24 protein-coding genes and 3 pseudogenes are annotated in these 24,070 nt (G+C 70.6%); 18 read left to right on the forward strand and 9 right to left on the reverse strand.

Translation table 11 applies throughout. The features are described 5' to 3' along the window. Window positions 1–176: 176 nt before the first annotated feature. On the reverse strand, window positions 177–764 hold the full coding sequence (locus tag AB0M47_RS18810; protein ID WP_363415122.1) for an MFS transporter: 588 nt from the start codon (window positions 762–764) through the stop codon (window positions 177–179). A gap of 71 nt (window positions 765–835) precedes the next feature. Here AB0M47_RS18810 and AB0M47_RS18815 point away from each other — a divergent pair. Further along, a pseudogene (locus AB0M47_RS18815) lies at window positions 836–1,096 on the forward strand (hypothetical protein); the annotation flags it as partial. A gap of 4 nt (window positions 1,097–1,100) precedes the next feature. Here AB0M47_RS18815 and AB0M47_RS18820 read toward each other — a convergent pair. Next, window positions 1,101–1,670 (reverse strand): annotated as a pseudogene (locus tag AB0M47_RS18820) (MFS transporter); the annotation flags it as partial. Window positions 1,671–1,734: 64 nt separating this feature from the next. Between AB0M47_RS18820 and AB0M47_RS18825 the strand changes: the two are divergent. Next, the gene (locus AB0M47_RS18825) at window positions 1,735–2,703 is read left to right on the forward strand and encodes a DUF5937 family protein (RefSeq protein WP_363414976.1); all 969 of its coding nucleotides are present in this window, start codon (window positions 1,735–1,737) and stop codon (window positions 2,701–2,703) included. Here AB0M47_RS18825 and AB0M47_RS18830 read toward each other — a convergent pair. Further along, the gene (locus AB0M47_RS18830) at window positions 2,700–4,292 is read right to left on the reverse strand and encodes a glycoside hydrolase family 71 protein (RefSeq protein ID WP_363414978.1); all 1,593 of its coding nucleotides are present in this window, start codon (window positions 4,290–4,292) and stop codon (window positions 2,700–2,702) included. The two genes, AB0M47_RS18825 and AB0M47_RS18830, sit on opposite strands and share 4 nt — an antisense overlap. A 91-nt stretch (window positions 4,293–4,383) precedes the next feature. Between AB0M47_RS18830 and AB0M47_RS18835 the strand changes: the two genes are divergently transcribed. Both AB0M47_RS18835 and AB0M47_RS18840 read left to right on the forward strand, forming a co-directional pair. Next, the gene (locus AB0M47_RS18835; RefSeq protein WP_363414981.1) at window positions 4,384–5,148 is read left to right on the forward strand and encodes a metallophosphoesterase family protein; all 765 of its coding nucleotides are present in this window, start codon (window positions 4,384–4,386) and stop codon (window positions 5,146–5,148) included. A 71-nt stretch (window positions 5,149–5,219) separates the two neighbouring features. After that, window positions 5,220–6,131 carry a superoxide dismutase gene (locus AB0M47_RS18840; RefSeq protein WP_363414984.1) on the forward strand — a complete coding sequence of 304 codons (912 nt, stop codon included), beginning with the start codon at window positions 5,220–5,222 and terminating at the stop codon, window positions 6,129–6,131. 98 nt (window positions 6,132–6,229) lie between these two features. On the opposite strand, the gene AB0M47_RS18845 is transcribed toward AB0M47_RS18840, so the two are convergent. Further along, window positions 6,230–6,787 carry a TetR family transcriptional regulator gene (locus tag AB0M47_RS18845; protein ID WP_363414987.1) on the reverse strand — a complete coding sequence of 186 codons (558 nt, stop codon included), beginning with the start codon at window positions 6,785–6,787 and terminating at the stop codon, window positions 6,230–6,232. A 55-nt stretch (window positions 6,788–6,842) separates the two neighbouring features. On the opposite strand from AB0M47_RS18845, the gene AB0M47_RS18850 reads away from it, so the two are divergent. The 6 genes from AB0M47_RS18850 (at window position 6,843) to AB0M47_RS18875 (ending at window position 11,499) form a co-directional block, all read left to right on the forward strand. Beyond that, window positions 6,843–7,898: an FAD-dependent oxidoreductase gene (locus AB0M47_RS18850; protein WP_363414990.1), complete on the forward strand. Its 1,056-nt coding sequence runs from the start codon at window positions 6,843–6,845 to the stop codon at window positions 7,896–7,898. A 285-nt stretch (window positions 7,899–8,183) separates the two neighbouring features. Then, window positions 8,184–8,696, forward strand: coding sequence for a GNAT family N-acetyltransferase (locus tag AB0M47_RS18855; protein WP_363414993.1), 513 nt, complete (start codon window positions 8,184–8,186; stop codon window positions 8,694–8,696). A 188-nt stretch (window positions 8,697–8,884) separates the two neighbouring features. Beyond that, window positions 8,885–9,568: a hypothetical protein gene (locus AB0M47_RS18860; RefSeq protein ID WP_363414996.1), complete on the forward strand. Its 684-nt coding sequence runs from the start codon at window positions 8,885–8,887 to the stop codon at window positions 9,566–9,568. Window positions 9,569–9,599: 31 nt separating this feature from the next. Next, window positions 9,600–10,091: a DUF402 domain-containing protein gene (locus AB0M47_RS18865; protein ID WP_363414999.1), complete on the forward strand. Its 492-nt coding sequence runs from the start codon at window positions 9,600–9,602 to the stop codon at window positions 10,089–10,091. After that, entirely contained in the window at window positions 10,091–10,840 is a 750-nt protein-coding gene (locus AB0M47_RS18870) for an NRDE family protein (protein ID WP_363415002.1), read from the forward strand. The genes AB0M47_RS18865 and AB0M47_RS18870 overlap by 1 nt, the downstream gene beginning before the upstream one ends. A 98-nt stretch (window positions 10,841–10,938) precedes the next feature. Further along, complete coding sequence (locus tag AB0M47_RS18875; protein ID WP_363415005.1) at window positions 10,939–11,499, forward strand: YceI family protein; 561 nt, start codon at window positions 10,939–10,941, stop codon at window positions 11,497–11,499. 113 nt (window positions 11,500–11,612) lie between these two features. On the opposite strand, the gene AB0M47_RS18880 is transcribed toward AB0M47_RS18875, so the two are convergent. After that, window positions 11,613–12,116, reverse strand: a complete 504-nt coding sequence (locus AB0M47_RS18880) for an XdhC family protein (protein WP_363415008.1) — start codon at window positions 12,114–12,116, stop codon at window positions 11,613–11,615. A gap of 61 nt (window positions 12,117–12,177) precedes the next feature. Between AB0M47_RS18880 and dusB the strand changes: the two genes are divergently transcribed. Then, window positions 12,178–13,299 (forward strand): tRNA dihydrouridine synthase DusB, encoded by a 1,122-nt coding sequence (gene dusB / locus AB0M47_RS18885; protein ID WP_308197780.1) that lies wholly within the window; start codon window positions 12,178–12,180, stop codon window positions 13,297–13,299. 129 nt (window positions 13,300–13,428) lie between these two features. Here dusB and AB0M47_RS18890 read toward each other — a convergent pair whose 3' ends face one another. Continuing rightward, entirely contained in the window at window positions 13,429–14,781 is a 1,353-nt protein-coding gene (locus AB0M47_RS18890) for an FAD-binding oxidoreductase (protein WP_363415012.1), read from the reverse strand. A 154-nt stretch (window positions 14,782–14,935) separates the two neighbouring features. Between AB0M47_RS18890 and AB0M47_RS18895 the strand changes: the two are divergent. The 5 genes and pseudogenes from AB0M47_RS18895 to AB0M47_RS18915 form a co-directional block, all read left to right on the forward strand. Continuing rightward, window positions 14,936–15,247, forward strand: a pseudogene (locus AB0M47_RS18895) (carbohydrate binding domain-containing protein); the annotation flags it as partial. A gap of 405 nt (window positions 15,248–15,652) precedes the next feature. Beyond that, window positions 15,653–16,915, forward strand: a complete 1,263-nt coding sequence (locus AB0M47_RS18900) for a glycosyl hydrolase family 18 protein (protein WP_363415125.1) — start codon at window positions 15,653–15,655, stop codon at window positions 16,913–16,915. A 101-nt stretch (window positions 16,916–17,016) separates the two neighbouring features. Beyond that, window positions 17,017–18,792, forward strand: a complete 1,776-nt coding sequence (locus AB0M47_RS18905; protein WP_363415015.1) for a hypothetical protein — start codon at window positions 17,017–17,019, stop codon at window positions 18,790–18,792. A 266-nt stretch (window positions 18,793–19,058) separates the two neighbouring features. Beyond that, window positions 19,059–19,973: an NAD(P)-dependent oxidoreductase gene (locus AB0M47_RS18910; RefSeq protein ID WP_363415018.1), complete on the forward strand. Its 915-nt coding sequence runs from the start codon at window positions 19,059–19,061 to the stop codon at window positions 19,971–19,973. A gap of 9 nt (window positions 19,974–19,982) precedes the next feature. Next, window positions 19,983–20,843: an RNA polymerase sigma-70 factor gene (locus AB0M47_RS18915; RefSeq protein WP_253761158.1), complete on the forward strand. Its 861-nt coding sequence runs from the start codon at window positions 19,983–19,985 to the stop codon at window positions 20,841–20,843. On the opposite strand, the gene AB0M47_RS18920 is transcribed toward AB0M47_RS18915, so the two are convergent. Continuing rightward, a complete protein-coding gene (locus AB0M47_RS18920) occupies window positions 20,833–21,285 on the reverse strand; it encodes a GNAT family N-acetyltransferase (protein ID WP_363415021.1) in 453 nt (150 codons plus the stop codon). The genes AB0M47_RS18915 and AB0M47_RS18920 overlap by 11 nt on opposite strands. 25 nt (window positions 21,286–21,310) lie before the next feature. On the opposite strand from AB0M47_RS18920, the gene AB0M47_RS18925 reads away from it, so the two are divergent. Further along, window positions 21,311–21,973, forward strand: a complete 663-nt coding sequence (locus AB0M47_RS18925; protein WP_363415024.1) for an N-acyl homoserine lactonase family protein — start codon at window positions 21,311–21,313, stop codon at window positions 21,971–21,973. On the opposite strand, the gene AB0M47_RS18930 is transcribed toward AB0M47_RS18925, so the two are convergent. Both AB0M47_RS18930 and AB0M47_RS18935 read right to left on the reverse strand, forming a co-directional pair. Beyond that, entirely contained in the window at window positions 21,966–22,574 is a 609-nt protein-coding gene (locus tag AB0M47_RS18930; protein ID WP_363415026.1) for a 50S ribosomal protein L11 methyltransferase, read from the reverse strand. The genes AB0M47_RS18925 and AB0M47_RS18930 overlap by 8 nt on opposite strands. Beyond that, window positions 22,571–22,972, reverse strand: coding sequence for a helix-turn-helix domain-containing protein (locus AB0M47_RS18935; RefSeq protein WP_363415029.1), 402 nt, complete (start codon window positions 22,970–22,972; stop codon window positions 22,571–22,573). Before AB0M47_RS18935 ends, AB0M47_RS18930 begins: the two co-directional genes overlap by 4 nt. 126 nt (window positions 22,973–23,098) lie before the next feature. Here AB0M47_RS18935 and AB0M47_RS18940 point away from each other — a divergent pair, with 126 nt between their 5' ends. Beyond that, entirely contained in the window at window positions 23,099–23,950 is an 852-nt protein-coding gene (locus AB0M47_RS18940; protein ID WP_363415032.1) for an NAD(P)H-binding protein, read from the forward strand. The last annotated feature ends 120 nt before the right edge of the window (window positions 23,951–24,070 follow it).

A 24,070-nucleotide genomic window follows, 5' to 3' on the forward strand; every position in this document is an offset into this window, starting at 1 on the left:
GTCGCGCCCCCACCCCACCCCCACCCCCACCCCCCGTCGCGTTGATCATGGAGTTAACTGCGGTATCGACGGCGTGTCAGGGGTGCAAAGCCCATGATCAACGGGGCCAGACGGGAGCGTCGGGAGCGCGGGCGGGCGGTGGGAGCGCGGGTGGGCGGTGGGAGCGCGGGCGGCCGTCACGAGCGAGGCCAGGCAGCGAGCGGGCGGAGCGAAGCGACGGCCGCGACGAGACGGAGAACCCCGGCCACGATCCACGGGGCGGCCAGCCCCCACCACTGTGCGACGTAGCCGCCGAGCAGCGCGCCGATCGGCTGCGTTCCGAAGGCCACGAGCAGGCCGACGCTGGCGACCCGGCCCATCAGGTCGGCCGGCACGGCGCGCTGACGCACCGACATCACGGCGACGTTCCACAGTGAGGCGCTGAACGTCGTGACGGCGGCCAGTGCGGTCAGGGTCACGATGTCGTGGGCGTACAGGCCGAGGACGATCATCGCCGTCGGCGTCACGAACAGCGTCGTCGTCACGGTACGCCGCCCGCCGAACCGGCCGACGATCCGTCCACTCAGGAAGCTGCCGAGCACGCCGCCGATTCCGGTCAGCGCCACGACCACCCCGTACGCCGCGTCCGAGACGCCGAGCCGATCGCGCACGAAGAGCACGAAGGTGGCCATCGCCAGGAAGTTGGCGAGGTTCGCCACGCCCGCCAGCAGGGACAGGGTCCGGAGCAGCCGATGCGAGGCCAGCCACCGCACACCGGCGGTGATCTCCCGCCGAAGCGACCGGCCAGCCGACGGCTGAGTCGACCGCCCAGCCGACCGGCCAGCCGACCGGCCAGCCGACTGCTGAGTCGACCGCCCAGCCGACCGCTGAGCCGACCGCCCAGCCGACCGCCGAGCCCGAGCCGACCGCCCAGCCGACCCGCCGGAAACAGCGCCGGAGGAAACGCCAGAAGCAGCGCCGGAACCAGCGCGGGAAGAAACGCCAGAAGCAGCGCCGGAACCAGCGCGGGAAGAAACGCCAGAAGCAGCGCCGGAACCAGCGCCGGAGGAAACGCCGGAAACAGCGCCCGAAGCAGCGCGGGAGGAACGGCCGATGAGGTGGACCAGTAGCGCCGAGACCAGGAACGACGCGACGTCAACCCAGAACGGCAGCCCGGCGGCGACCGAGAACAGGAACGCGCCCAGCGGCTGGCCGAGGAACTGCCGGTTGGCGAAGAGCGCCCCGTTCTGCCGGCCGTTGGCCTTCTCCAGGTCGGCCGGGTCGACGACCGCGGGAAGCAGCCGCTGGCCGGACACCTTCGCGAGCGTCTCGGCCAGCCCGACCGCGAACGCGACGGCGTACACGGCGAGGATGCCGCCGGACCGCACTGTCACGAGGACGGCCAGCACCCCGATCAGGAGCGCCTGGGCGAGTTGGACGACCGTGAGCGTCCGCCGGGCGTCCAGCCGGTCGGCGACCGCTCCGGCCGGCAGCGCCGCCAGCAGCCAGGGCAGCGTGCCCCAGGCGGTCACCCCGGCGATCAGCCGCGGGTCGGTGGTCATCGTCGCCGCGAGCAGCGGCACCGCGGCGAGGAACGCGCCGTCGCCGAGGCTGGAGATCGCCCCCGCGCTCCACAGTAGGCGCCAGTCGCGCCGGGCGCGCCGGACCGGGGTTTCGAGAAGTGCCGTCATGCCGGGGATGCTGCGGCGAACTCGTCGAACGCGGCCACGATTTAGCGGACGCTAAATTGGGGTCATGGCTCTGCGCATCCCGCTCGACGGGCTCGAATTGGCCCGCGTGCGCTTCGCCGTCTCGCCCGCGTACGAGACGGTCTTCGCGCTCGCCGCGCTCCATCGGCCCGGCGTCCACGCCGTCCACCTGCCGTGGACCCGGTGGGCGCGGCCGCGCGTACCTGCCGGTCCGGGGGTGGATCTCCTGCTCGATCTGGCCGCGAACGACCGGTTCAAGCCCGCGTTCCTGCTGCCCGCTCCGGACGTCCGGCTGCCCGCGCTCAGCGACGAGCTCCGTCGGATCAAGTCCGTTTCGACCGCACGGGTACGCGAAGAGCTGAGCACGCTCCAGGTCGACACCCCGCGGACCCGGCGCTTGGCGGAGCAGCCGCGAGACGGCCTGCGCGCTGCGGCGGACGCCCTCGAAGCCTGCTACGAAGCCCTGATCGCACCACATTGGACTCGAATGCGGCGGGTACTGGAGGCCGACATCGCGTACCGGGCGGGGCTGCTGGCGCAGGGCGGCATCGAGGGGCTCTTCGCGGGTCTGCACGACGAGGTGCGCTTCCTCGACGGGGTGCTCCACGTCCATCCGCGGCGCCCGCCGTACGACAAGAAGCCGGTGCGGCTCAACGGGAACGGGCTGATCCTTTGCCCGAGTGTGTTCTGCTGGCCGCGCGTCACCGCGTCGGTCCGCCCGGTCGCGGCCGGCACCCTGCGCTACCCCGCTCGCGGTGTGGCGACCCTGTGGGAGCGGCCCGAACCCGTTTCCGATGCCCTGGCCGCGCTCGTCGGGCGTACCAGAGCGGAGATCTTGACGACCCTCGCGCAGCCCGCGACGACGACGGATCTGGCCATCCGGCTGGGCGTCACGGCCGGGGCGATCTCGCAGCACCTGGGCGTGCTGCGCGGGGCCGGGCTGGTGTCGACCAGCCGCGACGGCCGCACGGCGCTGCACCTGCGGACCGACCGGGCCGAAGCCCTGCTGGCTTAAGCCTTTCCGCCGCAGGCGGTGCCGCCGCCCGCCCGGTACATCATGTCCTGGTGGGTGACCTTGGCCTTGATCGGCACCTTGCTCTGCAGGGCCTGGACGACCTTGCCGGCGCGCTGCAGCTCGAACGACGGCGTGGTGCCCGGCACCATCGCGACCGCGAACGACACCATTCCCGCCGCCGTGACGTCCTTCGTGGACACCGTGCCGCCCTGCTTGATCACGAGCTTGCCGGGCGCGCTGAGGAAGGCGAGCAGTTCGACCTTGTTCGAGGCGCCGTCGCCGTTCGCGATGTGCATCGCGATCTGCTGGAGGCTCGTGTCGTAGGGCGCGTCGGTCCGGTGGCTGCGGTGGAAGTAGTAGAGCGCGTCCCGGACCAGGCTGGGCCGCTTGCCCGTCTTGAACCACGACGTGTAGTACGCGATCGTGTCGGCGACCGCGTAGCCCCGGCCCTTCGAGGGCGCCACCCAAGACTCGGTGTAGTCGTTCCAGGTGATCAGGGCGAGCCAATCGGCGTCACCGGCGATCGCCTTCTCCATCATGGCCCGCAGCGCGCCGCTGTTGGACGACTCCCAATAGCGGCCGTCGTAGATCCGGGTGTCCTCGAACGCGATCGGCGCCATGTACTTGCGCCCGTTGGCGTGCGCCTCGACCGCGCCCTTGCGTACCGAGTCCGCGCCGCCGACCCATCGGTTGCCCCAGAGGGAGTACCCGTAGACGCTGTTGTTCCAGGCGGCCGCCCGGACGTTCGGCGAGCCCGAGAGGAAGATCGGCACCAGCACGCTCTGCACGCCGCTGCCCGCCAGCGTCGTGCGGATGCCGTCCCAGAAGGAGACGGCGACGCGCTCCGGATAGAACGGGGCCAACACGATCTTGCCGTCGACCTTGTAGAGCGCCGGCTCGCTCTTGACCTTGAGCACATCGTTGACGATCGACGCCTGGGTGGAGTTCGCGCCCTGCTGCAGGTCGGGGCTGAGCATGATGCGGAACCCGGGGTCCACCGCCTTCGCCGCCGCCAGCATCGCGGGCAGCTGCGTCCACCGGGCGTCCGAGCTGACGCTGTGGTACTCCCAGATGAACCCGTCCAGGCCCATGTCGATCGCCTGGCGGATCTCGGTCTCGAAGTCCTTCTGCCGCCAGTTGCCGGACAACGGGGCCCGGGTCAGCGGCCGATCGAGCATCTCCTCGCCCTGCTTGGTGCCGCTGGCGAGCCGGTCCGCCTCGGTCGTCCACTTGGCCCAGTAGTCGCTGCCCGGGTCCTTGTTCTCGATCGAGATCGGGTAGGGCGGGAAGTAGAACGCGAACGCCTTCTTCTTCGCCGCGCGCAGCGTGCTCGTGGACGCCTTCGCGAAGGCGTACCGGCCGCAGTTGGTCGCCGGGACGACGCTGGGACTGGCGCTCGTGCTCGCACTCGCACTCGCGCTCGGGTCCGCCGACGCGTCCAGTCCGGCCTCGGTCCCGGCCGCACCGGTCTCCTGGGTGGTCGAGGCCGCGTCCCGAGTCGCCACCGAACAGGCCGCCACACCCGCCGCGGTCAGCAGCAAGACGCCGGTCACCGCCGCGGCGGCGCTGAGCATCAAACGTTTACGCATGGCTCCGGCGCCGCCTCTCTGTCCACTGAGGTCAGAAGTCTGCTCTGCCGACCGGTTCGCGTCAATGCCCGTGACGCGGCATCATCGCGCTATGACACCCCGCTACGGACCGGTACGCCGAGTCGCCGTCCTCGCCGACGTCCACGGCAACGTCCCCGCCCTCCGGGCGGTGCTGGCGGAACCGGACGTACAAGCCGCCGACCTGGTGGTCTTCCCCGGCGATCTCACCTGGGGACCGGAACCGCAGCGGACCGTCGACCTCGTCCGGGCGCTCGGCGACCGGGCGGTGTGCGTACGCGGGAACGCCGATCGGGCGGTCTACGAGCTGGCCCGCCAGGGGCGTACGCCGGAACGGGAGCGAGACTTCTGGATGCCCCAGCAGCATTCGGCCGAGGCGATCGATTTCCTGGAGTCCTTCCCGTTCACCGTGGTCGTCGACGTCGAAGGGCTGGGCGGCGTGCGGTTCTGCCACGGTTCGCCGCGCAAGGACACCGAATGCGTGACGCCGGAGACGCCCGAAGCCCGGTACGCCGAGCTGTCGGCCGGAGTCGCCGAGCACGTCATCGTCACCGGCCACACCCACCTCCAGTTCCACCGGGCGGTCGCCGGGCGGCGCAGCGTCAACTCCGGCAGCGTCGGCCTGCCCTACCACCTCGGCGAGCCGGGTACGGCGTACTGGGCGCTGCTCGGGCCGGACGTAGCCCTGCGGTCCACCCGGTACGACGTCCACGCGGCGGTCCAGGCGTGTGTGGACACCGGCGACCCCCGCGCCGACGTGATCACCCGATACCTGCTCACCCCGCCGACCCCGGCCGAGGTCACCGCGCACGCCGAAGGGCTCGTCTTCAGCGACTGACAACCATTTCACCGCTCCACCCGGTTTCCTTGCCGGCGGGCACGGGGCTCGCCGTCCAAGGAGGACTATCCATGCGCAGAAGGACGATGGTGGCCGCGCTGGCGGCCGCCCCGCTGGCCGGACTGCTCGGCGGGACGCCCGCCCAGGCCGGTGGCGCCACCCTGCCGGAGGTCATCGACCTGCCCGACGGCTGGAATCCCGAAGGGATCGCGGTCTCGGGCACTCACTTCTACGTCGGCTCCATCGCGACCGGCTCGATCTACCGGGGCAGCCTGCTGACCGGACGGGGTGGCGTGTTCATCCCCGGACCGGCCGACGGCCACCTGATCGGGCTGGAGATCGACCGCTTCAACCGGATCTGGGCCTGCACTGGCCCGAACGGCGGAGCGATCGTCTACGACGGGAACACCGGCGCGAAACTCGCCGAATACCAGTTCGGCGGCGGCTTCGTGAACGACGCGATCGTGACCGAGGACGCCGTCTACTTCACCGACTCCCCTAGCGACCAGCTCTTCGTGGTGCCGCTCGGCCGGGGCGGCCGGCTGCCCGACCCGTCGGCGGCGTACGCGATGACGCTGCCGGGCGGGCTCGGCGAGGTGGACGCCTTCAACAACGGCATCGAGACCACCCCGGACGGGCGGCAACTGCTGATCGTGCAGATGGTCGCCGGTCGGCTGTTCGCCTTCGATCCCCGGCGCGGCACGGCCACCCAGGTCGACCTCGGCGGGGCCAGCGTCCTCAACGGCGACGGGATGATCCGCCGCGGCCGGACGCTCTACATCTGCCGCAACTCCGACAACATCATCGCGAAGTTCGCCCTCGGGACGGACCGGGCGGTGCTGGTCGACGAGATCACCGATCCGCGACTGCAGGTCCCGGCGACGATCGCGCTCTTCGGCCCCTACCTGTACGCCGTGAACGCCCGGTTCGACGTCGACCCGGCGCCGGACGTGACCTACAACGTCGTACGCCTCCCCGCCTAGCGCGGCCCGCCTCGTTGATCATGGAGTTCGCCCCCTCGCCACGCCGTCGAGACCACGGTTAACTCCATGATCAACGGGGAGAGGTCAACGGGGAGAGGTCAACGGGGGGAGGACCACGCGCGGAGGAGGGTGCGGATGGTGGCGGCGGGGTCGAAGGTGGGGGTCGGGCTGGCGAGCTGGTTCAGCAGCAGCCCGTCGATCAGGTCCAGCAGCATCCGGTAATGCCGTTCCGGCTCGGCCGAGCCCAACGCCGCGACCAGGGGCACTCCCCAGGCGGCGAGCCGCTCCCGGTTCTCCGCGATCCGCCGCTGGAGATCGGGGTTGAACGCCGCTTCGTGGAAGATCGCGTACCGGGCGAGCGTGACGGCCCGGCCGGGACCGGCCAGCTCCGTGATCATCGCGCCGGCCGCGGTCGCGAATCGCTCCGCGTCCAGCGGCTGAGCGCCGCCGAGCCGGCCCCACAGTTCCGTCTCCCGGTCGACCAGCCGATCGAGCACCCCGCTGATCAGGGCTTCCCGCGTACGGAAGTGGTTGGACGCCGATCCCTCGGGCAGCCCGGCCACCGCGTCCACCGTCCGGTGCGTCAGCTGCCGGAGTCCCCGGGTGCCCAGCACTTCGATCGCGGCGTCGAGCAGCAGCGTACGGCGATCAGTCACAGCCAGCACACTACACCTGTAGTCATGGGCACTACAGGTGTAGTACGGTCGAGTCATGAGGAGAACAGCAGCGATCGTCGGGGGCGGCATCGGCGGCCTCGCCACCGCGATCGGACTGATCCGCGCGGGCTGGGCCGTCACCGTCTTCGAGCGGGCCGACGACCTGCCCAAGACCGGCACCGGACTCGGCATGTGGCCGTCAGCCATGCGTGCGCTCGACCAGCTCGGCGTCGGCGCGGCCGCGCGGGCCGCCGGCCGTCCGCAGGCCAACGGCCACATCCGGCGGAACGACGGCTCCCTGATCGCCACCCTCGACGTCGAACGGCTCGCCCGCAAGCAGGGCGAACCCGTCTATCTGCTGTCGCGGCCGGCGCTGCTGCGCGTACTGGCCGAGGCGGTGCCGGGCGGCGTGGTCCGCTTCGGCGACCCCGTCACCGATCTCGGTGCGCTGCGCCAGGCGTATCCCCTGGTGGTGGTCGCGGACGGCGCCAACAGCAAGGCCCGCGCGGCCCTCTTCCCGGACCACCGGTTGCGCTACGCCGGGGCCACGGTCTGGCGCGGCGTCACGGATCTCGACCTGGCCGCGGGCGGCGAGTTCTGGGGGCGCGGCGTCAAGTTCGGCGTCACGCCGCAAGAGCCCGGCAAGACCAACTGGTACGCCGTGCTGACAGTGCCCCAAGGCTACCGGCCGGCGGACGACCTGGCCGAGTTGCGCGGCGTCTTCGGCGACTGGCCCGAGCCGATTCCGGCCATCCTGAACCGGTACGCGGAGACTGAGGTCCTGCGCCACGACCTCACGTATCTCGACCCGCCCCTGCCGTCCTATGTATCCGGCTCCGTTGTGCTGATCGGCGACGCCGCTCACGCGATGACCCCGGACCTCGGGCAGGGCGCGTGCCAGACGCTGATCGACGCGGCGGCGCTGGCCGACTGCCTGGGCTCTGGGGACGTCGCCGCCGGACTGGCCCGGTTCGACGCACTGCGCCGCAAGCCGACCCAGAGGATCGCAGCCACGGCCGGGCGGGTCAGCCGCCTGACCCAGTGGCGACGGGGATTGTGGCTGCGCGACCTGATCACCAAGGCGGCGCTGATCCCCGGCCCGCCCGCCTGACCGGCCGGTGAAAGTACGCCGGAAATGGTGCGACCCCCAGGGTTCCGCCTGATGCGGACCGGCTGGACTGAGCCGGATAAGCCCTGGGGGTCGGGTAGCTGCCTGTTATTCGCCACACCGTTGTCACACGGCCCTGACGAAGCAGTCAAGGACAGCGGCTAGCGGACAGCCACCTCACGAGTCCCATTGCTATACAGCTGGACCACCTCCTTTCCCGTGTACTGCGAATCTACCCACGCGATCTTCACCCCCGCAACGGTGTTTTCCGACTCTTAAGATCACTGGATGCCGCACCCCCCGGTGGAGTACGCCGAACCCGCCCCGTTCCTCGCCGCCCTCGACGACCTCGCCGACGTTTACAGCGCCGCGTTCTCCGGCCCACCCTGGGACGAGTCCGCCGACCAGGTGCGTACCTTCGTGGCGTCGGTGCCCGACTGGACCGCCCGGGACGGATTCGTCGCGGCCTGGGCCCGGGAGCACGACGCGATCGCCGGTTTCGCTTTCCGCGTACGCACCCCGGCCCCGGTGCCGTCCGACGGCTTCTACGGACTGCTCCGCGACCGGTTCGGCGCGGTCGTCGACGACCTGGCCGGCGCCGTCGAGGTCGTCGAACTCGCCGTACGCCCGGACGCCCGAGGCGGTGGACTCGGCCGGACCCTGCTCACCACGGTCCTCGACGACTCCCCCGCCTGGCTGGTCACCCGGACCGCCGCGACGGCCACCATGGCCTTCTACGCCCGGCTGGGCTGGCAGGTCCAAGCCGAAGACGACGGCCTAGCCCTCCTAACCCACCCCTAACCCCCTTCACCCCCCTCACCCCCCACCCCCCCCACCCCCCCGTCCTTTCCGCGCGATCATGAACTAACGGTCGTGATCAACCGGCGTGTCGTGTCCCGGAGTCCCTGATCAACTCCTCAACGGAATGATCAACGGTGCGGACATAGTTGACGGTCGAACTTTCGGCATACCCCCGCTAGGCTCAGCGGATGTCGGAGTCGGCGTTCACCGTCTGGGGTGGCGTGTTCGCCGCCGCCCTGCTCGCGGTCGCCGCGCTGGCTCTGCTCGTCTCGGGCAACACCGGCGCACGCAAGTCCGCCCCCGACTGCCGCCCGCTCGTCGAGGAGGCCCGCGAGCTGGAGGAGATCGCCGCTGCGGCGTTCACCAAGGCGCTCGAGGCGGCCGACACGGCTGCGCGTACGACCGTCGAGCTGGAGAACGCCGAGAACCACCGGGACGAGTGCGACCGCCACCAGGTCGTGGCGGCGCACGCGCTGGCGGACGGGCTGCAACGTGTGTCCATTGAGGAGAGCGCGCCGTCCCGGGAGCCGGTCGGCGAGGCCTCCCGGGCCGCGATGGTGGCGTACCGGCAGGGGGTGATCTCGGTGGAACAGTTGCAGACCCTCTGGCAGCAGATCGACGGCTGGGACGCGACCCAGGAGGAGCAGTCGCACGAGCTCACCCGGCTACGCGCGGAGGACGTCGAGGCACGGCGTCGCTACGACGCCGCCGCGATACTGGAGCGCTCGGCTCGGCAGGCGTACGAGATCGCCCAGATCGCCGCCCGAGCACTGACGGAGGAGGCAGCCGAAGCAGCCGCCGAGGCGCAGGAGGCTCGGATCGCCGCCCAGAAGTGCCTCCGGCGGTCGGGGCGGCTGCCGACCCGACGCTGACGTTTCCCGCAACGCGCGTAGCCTTCGGATCATGAGGCTCACTCCGGGTCACGAGGTCATGGTTCGATTGGTCAAGTACGGGCGCGAGAAGCTGTCGTACGCCGCGACGGTGGTCGACGACGACGGCAACCACCTCGCCGTCCGCGCCCCGTTCGCCGGCGAAGAGGCGAAGGACCTGGGGTACATCTGGTTCGAGCCCGGCGACATCTTCACGGAGCACTACTGGCGTGACCGGTGGTATTCGGTGAAGGAGATCGTCGCCGCCGACGGCGTACGCAAAGGGTGGTATTGCGACATCGCCCGGCCGGTTTCGGTCGAAGACGGTGCGGTCATCGCCGACGACCTCGACCTCGACCTGTGGCGGTCCGCCGACGGATCCGTGATCCTGCGCCTCGACGAGGACGAGTACGCCGCCAGCGGCCTGGCCGAACGGGATCCGGCCGCGGCCGCCCAGGCCGAGCAGGCTCTGGACACATTGGAGAGGATCGCCCAGGACGGCTTCGACCAGCTCCTGGCGTTCTGATGTGCACCGTCATCGTCAGCTTCGAGCCCGGCTCTGCGATCCCCGTGCTGGTCGTCGGCGTACGCGACGAGTTCCTCGCCCGGCCGTGGCGGTTCCCGGGAGCGCACTGGCCGGATCGGCCGGGAGTCCTCGGGGGCCAGGATCTTCAGGCGGGTGGCACCTGGCTGGCCGTCGATCCCATGCAGCCGGCGGTGTCCTGCGTGCTCAACGGCTTCGGCCCGACGGCCGGCGCGGACGGCCGCCGCTCGCGCGGCGACCTCCCGCTCGGGGCGCCGCTGGAGGACCCGGTCCACTACGACCCGTTTCACCTGGTCCGGGCCACCGCTCTCGGCGTACGCATATGGTCATGGGACGGCCGTCAGCTCGACAGTCAGGAGCTGTCCCCGGGCCTGCACATCGTGACGAACATGGGTCTGGACGGGATTCGCGAGCGGGACGCGCCCGAGCAGGCCGTCACCGACATCCGGCAGCGGCTGGAGTACTTCCGCCCGAGGCTGGCGGCGGCCCGGCCGGAACCGGGCGACGGACCCGTGGCGACAGCGTGGCGCGAGTGGCTGCCGCTGTTCACCGGCGACGGGCTGGCGCGCGAGGACTCGCGGGCGCTGCTCGTACGCCGGGAGTTCGGCGAGCACGAGATCTGGGGAAGCAGTTCGGTGTCGCTGGTCGCGCTGCGGCGAGATGGCTTGCGATACGACTTTTCAGCCGTTCCCGCAGGTGACGCTGGGTTTGAGTGGGTAAGTGTGGCGTAGCTCACATGTGATCGACCGCGTGGGAATAGTTGACGCTTCAAACACCTTCGGTAAGCTGTAACCCGTTGGTTGAGAGTTCAACTACCTAGGAGATTCAGATGACCACCGCTACCGCTTCCCTCGCCGAGCTGACCGGACAGTACGCCCTCGACCCGTCCCACACGCGCATCGGCTTCACCGCTCGCCACGCGATGGTGACCAAGGTGCGCGGCGCGTTCAACGAGTTCGAGGGCACCGGCTTCCTGGACGGGTCCAACCCCGAGAAGTCCCAGGTCGCCGTGACGATCCAGGCGAAGAGCATCGACACCCGGAACGAGCAGCGCGACGGCCACCTGCGCAGCAACGACTTCTTCGACATGGAGACGTACCCGGAGATCAAGTTCGTCTCGACCGCCGCGCGCCAGGTGGACGACAGCACCTTCGAGCTGACCGGCGACCTCACGATCAAGGACGTGACCAAGCCGATCACCGTCCCGTTCTCGTTCGAGGGCGCGGTCAAGGACCCGTGGGGCAACACCCGGGTCGGCTTCGAGGGCGCCGTCACGATCAACCGCAAGGACTGGAACGTGAACTGGAACGCCGCGCTCGAGGCCGGTGGCGTACTCGTCAGCGAGAAGGTCACGCTGGAGTTCGAGCTTTCGGCGATCAAGACCGCCTGACGGTCTCCCCCCGCCTCGCGGGGCGATGAGCTGCAGATCAGGGATACGCAGGCGAACTTCGGCACCCGAAGCCTGCGTATCCCTGATCTGCTTGTCACCCCTCAGCGCGGGGGTTAGAAGGTGAAGCCGCCGGGGCGGCCGTTGCGGTCGGCGATCAGCCCGGCCAGCGTCGATACAGCGATCTCGGCTGGCGCCTTCGACCCGATGTTGAGCCCGATCGGACGGCGTACGCGGTCGATCTGCGCCGGGTCGACGCCGAGTTCGGTCAACGCCGCGACGTGCTGGGCGACATGGTGAACGCTGCCCATCACCCCGATCCAGCGGGCCGGGGTGTCCAACGCCGCCTTGAGGATCGCGCCCAGTTCGGGGCGATCGTGATCGGTCACCACGATGTCGGCGGTCGGATCCGCGAACGACGGGTCGACGCTGCTCGCCAGCCGGTGCGTACCGCCGATCCGGGTCAGGTCCGGTTCGACCAGCACGGTTCGGTAGCCCAGGTCCTGGCCGAAGTGCAGGAGGAACTCGGCGACCGGAGTGGCGAAGACCGCGACGAGCGTACGGTCGCCGGACTCGGCCGGGATCACCCCCTGCGCCAGGTCGCATGCGAGCGATGTCATGCCGCCAGCGTAAGCGCCGTCACTTGCGGGGAAGGCGTACGCGTATGGGATTCTTGGTGGCGTGACCTTGCGGCTAGGCCCCTTCCCGGTGGATCCGCCCGTGGTGCTCGCCCCGATGGCGGGAATCACCAACGTGGCGTTCCGCCAGCTCTGCCGTGAGCAGGGCGGCGGGATCTACGTCTGCGAGATGATCACCACGGTCGCGCTCGCGGTGCGCAACCCGAAGACCGAGAAGATGATCGAGTTCGCGCCGGACGAGAATCCGCGCAGCATGCAGCTCTACGGGGTCGACCCGGAGATCACCGCCAAGGCCGTCCGCCGGGTGGTCGACGAGAACCTGGCCGATCACATCGACCTCAACTTCGGCTGCTCGGTCAAGAAGATCACGTCCAAGGGCGGCGGCTCGGCCATCCCCTGGAAGCGCCGTCTCTTCGGCGCGATCGTCAAGGCGGCCGTCGACGCCGCAGCGCCGGCCGGCATCCCGGTCACGGTGAAGATGCGCAAGGGCATCGACGACGACCACCTCACGTATGTCGAGGCGGGGCTGATCGCCCAGGAGGCCGGGGCGAAATGGGTCGCGCTGCACGCGCGTACCGCTGCTCAGCGCTACTCCGGCCAGGCCGACTGGGAGGCGATCGCCACCCTCAAGCAGGCGCTCGACGTCCCGGTGCTCGGCAACGGCGACATCTGGGAGGGCGACGACGCACTCCGGATGGTCCGCGAGACCGGCTGTGACGGCGTCGTCGTCGGCCGGGGCTGTCTCGGCCGCCCGTGGTTGTTCGCCGATCTCCAGGCCGCCTTCGAGGGACGCCCCGAACGGGTCATGCCGAACCTCGGCGAGGTCGCGAACGTGATGCGCCGCCACGCCGAACTGCTGGTCCAGTGGTGGGGCGCCGAACGCGAGGCGATCACCGACTTCCGCAAGCACGTCGCCTGGTACCTCAAGGGGTTCCCGGTCGGGCCGCAGCTGCGCCAGGCGATGGCGATGTCGTCGTCGCTCATGGAACTCGACGACCTGCTCGGCAAGCTCGACTTCGCCGCGCCGTTCCCCGAGGCCAACCTCGGCCAGCCGCGCGGCCGGACGAACTCCCCCGCCAAGGTGGTGCTCCCCTACGGCTGGCTCGACGACCGCGACTCCGACGCCGTGCCCGAGGACGCCGAGCACGACGACTCCGGCGGCTGACCCGCACCGCCTCCCCGCGCGGGCCTCGCCCAGCGAGGGGCTGGATCAGGGATCCGGGTCGAATCATGGGTCAAGATTCGACCGAGAACCCTGATCCAGCGCCTCAAGCCAGCGGCCGGAGAGAGCGGGTCAGGCGGGTGGGATGTTCTGGTTGCGCCGGAACAGGTTCTCCGGGTCGTGCTGACGCTTCAGCGCCGCCAGCCGGTCATACGTCGCCCCCGGGTACGCCGCCCGCACCCGCTCGGGGTTGTCCTCGTCGCCGACGAACCCCACGTACGCCCGAGGCATCCCGGTTTCGAGTTGATCCCGGAACGAGGTGACCCACTCGTGCTTGGCGATCCGGTCGGCCGGGCTGGTGTACAAGGCGGCCAGGTTCACCATGTACGCCGCGTCCCGGTGGGCGAACGCGGTGGCGTCGGCCGGAATCCGGGCCATCGCCCCGCCGAGCGGCCGGATCTGGGCGACCCGCATCGGCGCGTCGCACTCGGTGAGCTGCTTGAGGATCGTCTCGACGGCCGCATCGTCCACCGAGTCGACGAACATGTTCTCCCCGACCGCCGTCGGGCGGTAGGACGCGTCCTCCGGCGGGAACATCTCGGCGTACGCCATCGGGTGGACGGTGTCGGTGATCGGGGTCGCCAGCGCCCGGAGCGGGCCGAGGATCTTCTCCGCCTCGGCGGCCGGGCCGGCGTACCCGAGGAGGGTCATCACGATGAGCTTGCCGTGCGCTTCTTCGGGGATGAACGGCGAGGGCGGGGCGGCCATCACGTTGACGATCGCCGACAGCTCCTCCGGGGCGGACGAGACGATCTGGAGCACGCCCCCGACCACCTCGGGCGTCGCGGGCTGGATCAGCATGCCGCCGACGAAGTCGCCCAGCTCGTGCAGGCGGTACCGGAACTTCGTGACGACGCCGAAGTTGCCGCCGCCACCCCGGATCGCCCAGAACAGATCCGGGTCGGACTCGGCGTCAACGTGGTGGATCCGGCCGTCGGCGGTGACGACCTCGGCCGCGAGCAGATTGTCGATGGTCATGCCGAACTTGCGGACGAGGAAGCCGATCCCGCCACCGACGGTGAGGCCGCCGAGGCCGACCGAACCGGTGTCGCCGAACCCGGTCGCCAGCCCGTGCTCGCCGGCCGCCGCGGTGTACTCCCCCGCGGTCACCCCTGAACCGGCCCACGCCGTCTTCCCGGTCGCGTCGATCTCCAAAGTCTTCAGATTGCGGACGTCGAGGACGATGCCGTCGTCGACGGCGCTGTGCCCGGCTCCGCTGTGTCCTCCGCAGCGCACCGCCAGCGGCAGCCCGGACTCGCGGGCCACCGCGAGGGCGGTCGCCACGTCCGCCGCGTCGACCGGGCGCAGGATCACCGCGGGTCGCTTGTCGACGTCTCCCGCGACGACCTGCCGCAGCTCGTCGTATGCGGAGTCGGACGGCCGAACCACCTCGCCACGGAAGGTGTCTGGAATCGAAAGCCCCATGTGACGGCATTCTGCCGAGGCCCCCCGACATTCGGAGCCGAACGGCCGCATCAGACAGGCATTTACATTCTCAGTAAGGTTTACTAATAATTATCGGATGAAGAAGCTTCGATTTATCGCTGCCGCAGGCGCCCTCGCCGTCCTGGGGGCGGCGATGGTGGTGGTGAGCACGCCGGCGTACGCGGCGAATCTGCTGAGCAACCCGGGCTTCGAGACCGGAACGCTCTCCCCCTGGACGTGCGCCGGCAGCACCGGCTCGGTGGTGAGCACCCCGGTCCACAGCGGCACCAAGGCGCTCGCCGGGGCGGCCTCGGCCTCGGACAACGCGCAGTGCACGCAGACCGTGGCCGTGCTGCCCAACACGGCGTACTCGCTCACGGGCTGGGTCCGCGGCAACTACGTCTACCTCGGCATCGTCGGGGGCGCGTCGACGTGGACGCCGTCCGCGGCGGCGTACACGCAGCTCACCGTGAACTTCACGACGACGGCCACGCAGACGAGCGTGCAGGTGTTCACGCACGGCTGGTACGGCCAGGGCACCTATTACGCCGACGACGTGTCCTTGGACGGCCCCGGCGGGTCCAGCGTCCCCGGTACGCCCGGCGCGCCCGCCGTCGGCGCGGTCACCGACACCTCGATCGCCCTGTCCTGGGCCGCCGCCTCCGGCACGGTCACCGGGTACCGGGTCTACGAGGGCAGCACCCTCGTCACGACGGTCACCGGGGCCGGCGCCACGATCAGCGGGCTGACCAAGTGCACGAGCCACACCTACACGGTGGCGGCGTACAACTCGGTGGGCGAGAGCGCCAAGAGCGCCGGGACGAGTGCCACGACGACCGGCTGCACGACGGCACCGCCCGTCCCCAGTGGACTGTCGGTCACCGCCACGACAGCGAACTCGATCTCGCTGGGCTGGGCCGCCGCGAGCGGCGCTACCGGATACCGGGTGTATGAGGGCACGACCCTCGTCACCACCGTCAGCGGCACGACTGCGACCGTGGGCAGCCTGGGCGCTTGCAGCAGCCACAGTTACAGCGTCTCGGCGTACAACTCGAATGGGGAGAGCGCGAAGAGCGCGACCGCAAGCGGGACGACGACTGGATGTTCCACGAGTCTGCCGCGACACGCGCTGATCGGCTATCTCCACGCGAGCTTCGCGAACGGGTCCGGCTACCTGAAGATGGCCGACGTGCCGGCCGCCTGGGACATCATCAACCTCGCCTTCGGCGAGCCGACCTCGGTGACCTCCGGCGACATCCGCTTCCAGCTGTGCCCGGTCAGCGAGTGCCCGGGCGTCGAGACGGAGGCGCAGTTCATCACCGCGATTCGCGCGAAGCAGGCCGCCGGCAAGAAGGTGCTGCTGTCCATCGGCGGCCAGAACGGCCAGGTCCAGCTCACCACGACCGGCGCGCGGGACACCTTCGTCAGCTCGGTGAGCGCCATCATCGACCGCTACGGCCTCGACGGTCTCGACGTGGACTTCGAGGGGCACTCGCTCACGCTCAACGCGGGTGACAACGACGTGACGAACCCGACCACGCCGGTCATCGTCAACCTCATCTCGGCGTTGCGCACGCTCAAGAGCCGCTACGGTTCCGGCTTCGTGCTGAGCATGGCGCCGGAGACGTTCTTCGTGCAGCTCGGCTACCAGTTCTACGGCGGCAACTGCGGCGGCTGCGACCGGCGCGCGGGCGCCTACCTGCCGGTGATCTACGCGCTGCGCAACGACCTCACGGTGCTGCACGTGCAGGACTACAACTCCGGCCCGATCATGGGCCTGGACAACCAGTACCACACCATGGGCGGCGCGGACTTCCACATCGCGATGACGGACATGCTCGCCGCCGGGTTCACGGTCGCGGGCACCGGCTTCACCTTCCCCGCGCTGCGCGAGGACCAGATCGCCTTCGGCACCCCGGCCGCGGTCAGCGCGGGCAACGGGTTCACCTCGCCCGCCGCGGTCCACCAGGCTTTGGACTGTCTGGTACGCGGAACGAACTGCGGCGGTTACACCCTGCGTGGCGGTACCTCACCGGCGTTGCGGGGACTCATGACCTGGTCGATCAACTGGGACCGCTACTACGGCTGGGAGTTCATGAACAGCCACGAGCCCTACCTGAACGCCCTCCCCTAATCCCTTCGTCGCAGATCACGGTTATGCATGCCTCCCCCGGCGGTTTTGGCATGCGTAACCGTGATCTGCGCCTATCGCCCGGGGGACCTACGCTGACGGCCATGCGTGCGCTGAAGGTCGTCCCCGCCGCCGTGGCGCTGCTGTTGGTGCGTACGGCGTGGCACCTGCTCACCGATGCCGACGCCCGGGTGGCGGACGGCGTACTGACCTTCGGCCGGGACGACTGGTTCGGCACGATCGTCCTCGGGTTCGGCTGGACGATCACGGTGCTGACCGGGGTCGCCGTGCTCGACGGCGGACCCCGTCCGCTGCACCGCGCGCTCCGGGCGCTGCCCGTCGCGCTGGTCGCGGTGGCGGCGTACGTGGTGCCGCTGGTCGTCTGCGGATTCCTGACCGGACTGCTGCTGCCGGGCGAACCCCTGATCGTCGTCCTCGTCGTCACGCTCGTGGCGATCATCCTCATCGGAGTCGCGACCAACTTCGCCCTGTCCGCCACCGTCGCGGTCGTCGAACAGGCCGGGTTCGCCGCCTTCACCACGTACGCCGAACTGCGGGGCAAGCGCTGGGACATGGGCGTCCTGTTCGCCTTCGGCGTCGTAGCGCCCGTCGCCGCGGTGGCGCTGCCGGACCGGTTCCTGCGTCCGGCGTCGGTGCCGACGGGGTTGGCGGTGCACCTGCTGCTGACCCTGATCGCGGCGACGGCGGTGGCGCTCCCGGCGATCACCCTGCTGACGATCTACCGGCGTACGCGGATCATCCCGGAACTCGCCCCACGCTCGACGATCCCGCCGAGCCGGGCGGTAGTGATCGCGACGGCCGCCCTTCTCCTGCTGCCCACCGCAGTCGCCGGCGCGATCGTGTCGAGCCACCGCCTCACCGAGGTACGCCACGAGCCGTACATCGGCAGCCCGGTGCTCGCCGTCGGGTGGCCGGCATCGCACCACCCGGTGCTGGTGACGCTGGACGGCATCAAGGACTGCCTCGACGACCGCTGCTCGGAGTTCCGAAGCACCGAGATCCCGGCGATGACGTCAGCCGCGAGCGTGGCCGTCCGGCGCGACGGCACCGTCGCCATCCTGTCGAGCCGGCTGCTGACCGTCTGCGACCCCGGCCGGCAGTGCTCCGGCGGGCAGGCGGCGGGCCGGATCGACCTAGTGGGCAAGGCCGGCGCCGTGGCCGTCGCCGCCCCGGAGACAGGCGAGATCGTGCTCGCCCAAGCCACCCCCGTCGGCGACACCGGGGACCGGCGACTCGCGCTGATCCGGTGCCGGGACGAGTCCTGCCGCGCGGGCACGACCGTGGATCTCGGGCTGGTCACCCGACCGGCGACCGGCGACGCCGAGGAGACGCTGGTCGCCGGGGTCGACCGGGGCGGGCGGCTCTTCGCGGTCTACCGCGACACGGCCGGCCAGGGCTGGCTCGGCTGGTGCACCCGGCCCGACTGCGCCGAGACGCGGCTCATCCGGCAGGGGCAGACCGACGCGGACGCCCCGACGGCCGAGGATCTTCTCCGCGCTCCCCGGGTGGCGGGCGTACCGAGGTGCTCCTTCGGCACCTGCCGAGGGCTGATGCCGGCGGTGGTCGCGGCCCGGCCCGGGGGCGACTACTACGCCGTGATCACCGATCCGGCGGGCCCGGACGAACTGGACGTGCGCCTGGTCCGCTGCCCCGACCCGGACTGCGAGAGCTACGTCCACGTCACGACCCTGGTCCGCGACGACCGGGCGACCTGGCCCGGCGACCCGCTCCGGTTCGGCGTCTCCGACCCGGGCCGCCAGGACGAGCGCTGGATGATCGTGGTCGCGCCCGATGGGCGGATCCTGCTGACCAAGCCGCACGGGTCACCCTCGGTGATCATCACCGTCGACGCCGCCTGAGCCCGCACGGCCCGCTCGCGCTCACACTCATGCGCGCTCACACTCGCGCTCTCGGGCCGCGCTGCCGCGCCGGGCCGCCCGGCGTTCGCGCTGGATCAGGGATCCGCGTCGAATCTTGGCCCAAGATCCGACCGAGAACTCTGATCCAGTGCCCCAAGCCGGGCGGAAAGCTGCCCAAAAGCGAGTGCGGAAAGCCGGGCGGAAGAGGGTGACTGGGGTCACGCCGGGGTATGTCACTTTTCAGGAGGCTGCCCTGTCCCATGGGCATGACCGAGATGAAGAACCAGACCGTGATCGTGGCCGGAGCCAGCGGCGTCTTCGGCCGTCACATTCGCCACGCCCTCACCGACGCCGGGCACACGGTGCTCGGGCTCGGCCGGGGCGACCACAACGAGATCCGGGGCGACCTGCTCGACCGGGAAGGTCTGCTCCGGGCGTTCGCGGGGGTCCAAGCCGACGCGGTGGTGCACGCGGCGACCGCGTTGAAGAAGCCGCCGATGACCCACAAGGGCATGCACGGCACGGACGACCTGCGGATCGCGGGGACCGCGAATCTGCTCGAAGCCGCCAAGCTGGCCGGCGTACGCCGATTCGTCGGCGAGAACATCGTCTTCGGCTACGGCTACCGCGACTTCGGTGACCGGGTGCTGACCGAGGCCGACGAGTTCGGAGTGACCGACCCGGACGCCGGGTTCAACCGTCACCTGGAGGCCATGCGGGAGAAGGAGAACTTGGCTCTGGCATCGGGGCTGGAAGCCGTCTCGCTCCGGTACGGCTTGTTCTACGGGCCGGGCGCGACCGAGACGATGGTGCAGATGCTGCGCAAGCGGCAGATGCCCGCGTTCAACGACCATGGTCGCGTACTGCCGTGGACGCATCTCGCGAGCGCGGCGAACGCCGTCGTCGAGGCGATCGAGCTGGACCAGCCGAGCCCCGCGTACAACGTCGTGGACGCCGAGAAGGGCTTCGGCGACATGATCAAGGCCATCGCGCACGCCTTCGAGGCGCCCAAGCCGTTCACCGCGCCGACCTGGATGATGGCGGTCGCGCCGTACATGTACCGCGCGCTGCACATCAACCTGCGGGTGTCGAGCGACAAGGCCCGTGAGGAACTCGGCTGGCGGCCCGAGTACGCCACCATCGAGGAGGGGCTCGGGGCGCAGACCCTGCTGCGGGTCTAGCCTCGAGACATGATCGACACCCAGGTCTTCGCCGAGCATCGGCGGCTGCTCTTCGACGTCGCGTACCGGATGACGGGGAGCGTCGCCGATGCCGAGGACCTCGTGCAGGAGGCCTGGCTGCGCTGTCGCGAGGTGGACGCCGGCCAGGTCGCCAATCCGCGTGCGTACCTGGTCAAGACGATCACCAACCTCTCCCTCAACCAGCTCACCTCCGCCCGCGCCCGTCGCGAGACCTACGTCGGGCCGTGGCTGCCCGAGCCGGTTCTCACGACCCCCGACGCCGGGCAGGAGGTGGAGATGGCCGAGTCGATCTCGGTGGCCATGCTCGTCGTCCTCGAGACGCTCAGCCCCGGCGAGCGCGCGATCTTCCTGCTCCACGACGTCTTCGGGTACAGCCACGCCGAGATCGCGGCCATTCTCGACAAGTCCGAACCCGCGGTGCGCCAGACCGCGACTCGGGCTCGCGCGCACGTCGCGGCCCGCCGGCCGCGCTTCGACGTCGACCAAGGGGTACGCGATCAAGCAGTGGACCGGTTCCGGCAGGCCTGTGTCGGGGGCGACCTGAACGCGATGATGGAACTGCTGGCCCCCGACGTCGTCTGCTGGTCCGACGGCGGCGGCAAGGTCACCGCGGCCCGCCGTCCGCTGCTGGGCGCCGACGGTGTCGCGCGCTGGCTCCTCGGCGTCTTCGCCAAGCCGGAGTCGCAGGGCGCCGAGCTGGAACTCGTCCAGATCAACGGGGAGCTGGGCATCCTCGGAACGGTGGCCGGGCAGCCGGTGGGCGCCGTCTGCTTCGACTTCGCCGACGGCCGGATCACCGGTGTACGCATGCAGGTGAACCCGGACAAGCTGCGGGGGCTCAGCCGGTGAGGCTCTCCCGCCGCAGGTCCACGAACGCGATCGTGGCCCCGTCGAGGACGTAGCGGTCGATCTCGGCGAAGCCGTGCCGCAGCGCGAACCGCAGTCCGTCCGCATTGGACTCCAGGACGACCGTCTCGACGGCGGTCGCCCCCAGGTCGGCGGCGACGGCGAGGGCGTGCCGATAGATCAGCTCGCCGTAGCCCTGCCGCCGCTGCTCGGGCAGGACGCGGGCGATCACGGTCGCCGCGGTCGGGTCGTCGGCCGGCGGCCGGACGGTGTAGTTGCCGACGAGGAGGTCGCCCGAGTACGCCACGGCGAGCTGGTTCCGCTGAGCGCGTACCCGGATCTCCTCGACCGACAGCGGGTCGGTGGGGATGATCAGGTTGTGGACGTGCTGCCAGTCGAGCAGCACTGCTGCAGACTCGACGGATTCGAAGCGAAGGTCGGACACGGCTCCAAACCTAAGGGGTGCGCGAATGCTGCGACGGCTCGACCTCGGACACATCATCCGGCCCGCGTCCGAAGCCGGCACCGAGCATCCCCGGGTGGAGTCCATCCTGGCGTACGTGGTGCGCCGCCCGGAGGGCGTGCTGCTGTTCGACACCGGCATCGGCTCGCATCCGGAGGTCGACGAGCACTACCAGCCGCATCGGCGCGATCTGCGGACGGCGCTGACGGACGCGGGCGTGGACCTCGGCGAGGTCTCCCTCGTGGTCAACTGCCACCTGCACTTCGACCACTGCGGCGGCAACCCGCTGTTCCCCGGTACGCCGATCCTGGCCCAGCGGACCGAGCTGACCACCGCGCGCACCACCGAGTACACCCTGCCCGAGTTGGTCGACTTCACCGGCGCCCGCTACGAGGACCTGGACGGCGAGACCGAGATCTGGCCGGGCGTGTGGATCATTCCGACCCCCGGGCACACCGACGGCCACCAATCCCTCGTCGTACGCCTGGCCGACGGCACGGTCGTGCTGGCCGGGCAGGCGCACGACTTCGCCTCGGAGTTCTCCCACGACCACCTCGCGTACGCCGTCGGCGCCGCGCCGCACAGCCCGTGGCTGGAACGGTTGCTGGAGTTCGACCCGAAGCGGGTGCTGTTCGCCCACGACTCCGCCGTCTGGGAACCGCCTAGGTGAAGCGCCAGATCGTGGTCGGCTTGACGCCGGTGTCCTCCAGCGCCCGGCGTACCGGGACGTCGTAGCGGCCGACCTCGGTCAGCAGACGACGGGGCAGGAAACCGCGGCCGGGGTCGCCGACGAGCACCTCGACGCCTCGGCGAGCGGTCGCGGTGAGCAGCTTCGTCATGGCCGCCCCGACGGACGCGGTGTAGAAGGCGTCGCCGACGAGGACCACTTCGGCGTCGCCGATCCGCATCGGGTCCGCCGCGCCGAGAATCGCCTCGACCTGGGCTCCGTTGGCGACGGCGTTGCGCTCGATGGCAGTCACCGCGGCCGGGTCGGTGTCCACCGCGCGTACCCCTTGGGCTTGGGCGAGCCAGGCCGCGATCGCGACCACCCCGGAACCGGAGCCGAGGTCGACCACCCGGCGGCCGCGCACGGTCTGGGGCTGGTCGAGCAGGTGGCGGGCCAGGGCGACGCCGCCGGGCCAGGCGAACGCCCAGAACGGCGGCGGGCGGTCGCTGGAGTAGCCGCCGTCGAAGAGGCCGGTCTGCTCGGCGGCCTGGTAGAGCTGGATCTCCGGGAGCAGCGGCACCTCGGTGAGCCGGGTCGCGGTCACCCTTGCTTCTTCGCGTCGTACGCGGCCTGCGCGGCGAGGACTGTCGGCAGGTGGCCTTCGAGGAGGTCGATGAGGCCGCGCAACCGGTCGGCGACCTGCTTGCCGAGCGTCGTGAGGCTGTATTCGACGCGGGGCGGGATGGTGGCCTGCACGTCGCGGCTGACCATGCCGTCGCGTTCGAGCGTCTGAAGGGTCTGGGCCAGCATCTTCTCGCTCACCCCGTCGACCCGGCGACGGAGCGCGTTGAACCGGTACGCGCCCTCGTCGAGCGCGACCAACGCGAGGATGCCCCACTTGCCGGCGATGTCCTCCAGCGCGTTGCGGGAGTCGCAGCCACGGGCGAACACGTCGGCGATCAGCTCGTCGCTCGGCTCGATCTCGGGGATGCGCTCGGTCATGCCTCCACGGTACGCGCTCATGCAGCACTATCCGCTATGTCGGCGCTCACCATCGGTTGGCACTTTCGAAAAGTTAGTGCAGTATTGCTGGCGAGCTTCACTCATCTCGACCAGGGAGAACGCATCATGATCGTCGTCACCGGAGCCACCGGGCAGCTCGGCCGCCTCGTCGTCGCAGACCTGCTGGCGCGGGGCGTACCCGCGGGGCAGATCGTCGCCGCCGTCCGCACCCCCGAGAAGGCCGCCGACCTGGCCGCCCAGGGCGTCGAGGTACGCCGGGCCGACTACGACGACCCGCAGTCGCTCAAGGACGCGTTCGCCGGAGCGCAGAAGGTCCTGCTGATCTCGGCCTCCGAGGTCGGCCAGCGGGTGCCGCAGCACAAGAACGCCGTCGACGCCGCCGTCGCCGCGGGCGTGCCGTTCCTGGCGTACACCAGCATCCTGAACGCCGACACGACCGGCGTCGCGCTGGCCACGGAGCACAAGGAGACCGAGGCCTACCTGGCCGGCTCCGGTCTGGCGTACGCGCTCCTGCGCAACGGCTGGTACACCGAGAACTACACCGGCTCGGCCGCCGCCGCCATCGCCGCCGGGACCGTGCTGGGCAGCACCGGAACGGGCCGGGTCGGCGCGGTGCCGCGGGCCGACTACGCCGCCGCGGCCGCTGCCGTCCTCACCACGGACGGGCACGCCGGACAGGTCTACGAGCTCGCCGCCGACGAGCCGTTCACGATGGCCGAGTACGCCGCTGAGCTGGCCGCGGTGTCCGGGCAGCCGGTCGCCTACGCCGATCTGCCGGCCGACGCGTACGCCGAGGCGCTGACCGGCTTCGGGCTCGACGCCGGGTACGCCGCCGCCCTGGCCGACGCCGACCTCGGCATCGCGCGCGGCGAACTCGTCTCCGACAGCGGCGACCTCGCCCGGCTCCTCGGCCGGCCGACGACCCCGCTCGCCGACGCCGTCCGCTCCGCCCTCTGACGAGCCGATCTCCCCACCGGCCGCCGCTTTGGGCGCCGGCCGCCTCGCCGGTCGCCGCTTTGGGCGCTGGATCAGGGTTCCAGGTCGAATCTTCGGTCATGATTCGACCTGGAACCCTGA

It is taken from the genome of Hamadaea sp. NPDC051192 (assembly GCF_040682475.1).
Taxonomy (GTDB): domain Bacteria; phylum Actinomycetota; class Actinomycetes; order Mycobacteriales; family Micromonosporaceae; genus Hamadaea; species Hamadaea flava.

Coding starts and splice junctions, on each gene's coding strand:
- AB0M47_RS18825 (WP_363414976.1), top strand. CDS start 1,735: ATGGCTCTGCGCATCCCGCTCGACGGGCTCGAATTGGCCCGCGTGCGC.
- AB0M47_RS18830 (WP_363414978.1), bottom strand. CDS start 4,292: ATGCGTAAACGTTTGATGCTCAGCGCCGCCGCGGCGGTGACCGGCGTC.
- AB0M47_RS18835 (WP_363414981.1), top strand. CDS start 4,384: ATGACACCCCGCTACGGACCGGTACGCCGAGTCGCCGTCCTCGCCGAC.
- AB0M47_RS18840 (WP_363414984.1), top strand. CDS start 5,220: ATGCGCAGAAGGACGATGGTGGCCGCGCTGGCGGCCGCCCCGCTGGCC.
- AB0M47_RS18850 (WP_363414990.1), top strand. CDS start 6,843: ATGAGGAGAACAGCAGCGATCGTCGGGGGCGGCATCGGCGGCCTCGCC.
- AB0M47_RS18855 (WP_363414993.1), top strand. CDS start 8,184: ATGCCGCACCCCCCGGTGGAGTACGCCGAACCCGCCCCGTTCCTCGCC.
- AB0M47_RS18860 (WP_363414996.1), top strand. CDS start 8,885: ATGTCGGAGTCGGCGTTCACCGTCTGGGGTGGCGTGTTCGCCGCCGCC.
- AB0M47_RS18865 (WP_363414999.1), top strand. CDS start 9,600: ATGAGGCTCACTCCGGGTCACGAGGTCATGGTTCGATTGGTCAAGTAC.
- AB0M47_RS18870 (WP_363415002.1), top strand. CDS start 10,091: ATGTGCACCGTCATCGTCAGCTTCGAGCCCGGCTCTGCGATCCCCGTG.
- AB0M47_RS18875 (WP_363415005.1), top strand. CDS start 10,939: ATGACCACCGCTACCGCTTCCCTCGCCGAGCTGACCGGACAGTACGCC.
- AB0M47_RS18880 (WP_363415008.1), bottom strand. CDS start 12,116: ATGACATCGCTCGCATGCGACCTGGCGCAGGGGGTGATCCCGGCCGAG.
- AB0M47_RS18890 (WP_363415012.1), bottom strand. CDS start 14,781: ATGGGGCTTTCGATTCCAGACACCTTCCGTGGCGAGGTGGTTCGGCCG.
- AB0M47_RS18905 (WP_363415015.1), top strand. CDS start 17,017: ATGCGTGCGCTGAAGGTCGTCCCCGCCGCCGTGGCGCTGCTGTTGGTG.
- AB0M47_RS18910 (WP_363415018.1), top strand. CDS start 19,059: ATGACCGAGATGAAGAACCAGACCGTGATCGTGGCCGGAGCCAGCGGC.
- AB0M47_RS18915 (WP_253761158.1), top strand. CDS start 19,983: ATGATCGACACCCAGGTCTTCGCCGAGCATCGGCGGCTGCTCTTCGAC.
- AB0M47_RS18925 (WP_363415024.1), top strand. CDS start 21,311: ATGCTGCGACGGCTCGACCTCGGACACATCATCCGGCCCGCGTCCGAA.
- AB0M47_RS18935 (WP_363415029.1), bottom strand. CDS start 22,972: ATGACCGAGCGCATCCCCGAGATCGAGCCGAGCGACGAGCTGATCGCC.
- AB0M47_RS18940 (WP_363415032.1), top strand. CDS start 23,099: ATGATCGTCGTCACCGGAGCCACCGGGCAGCTCGGCCGCCTCGTCGTC.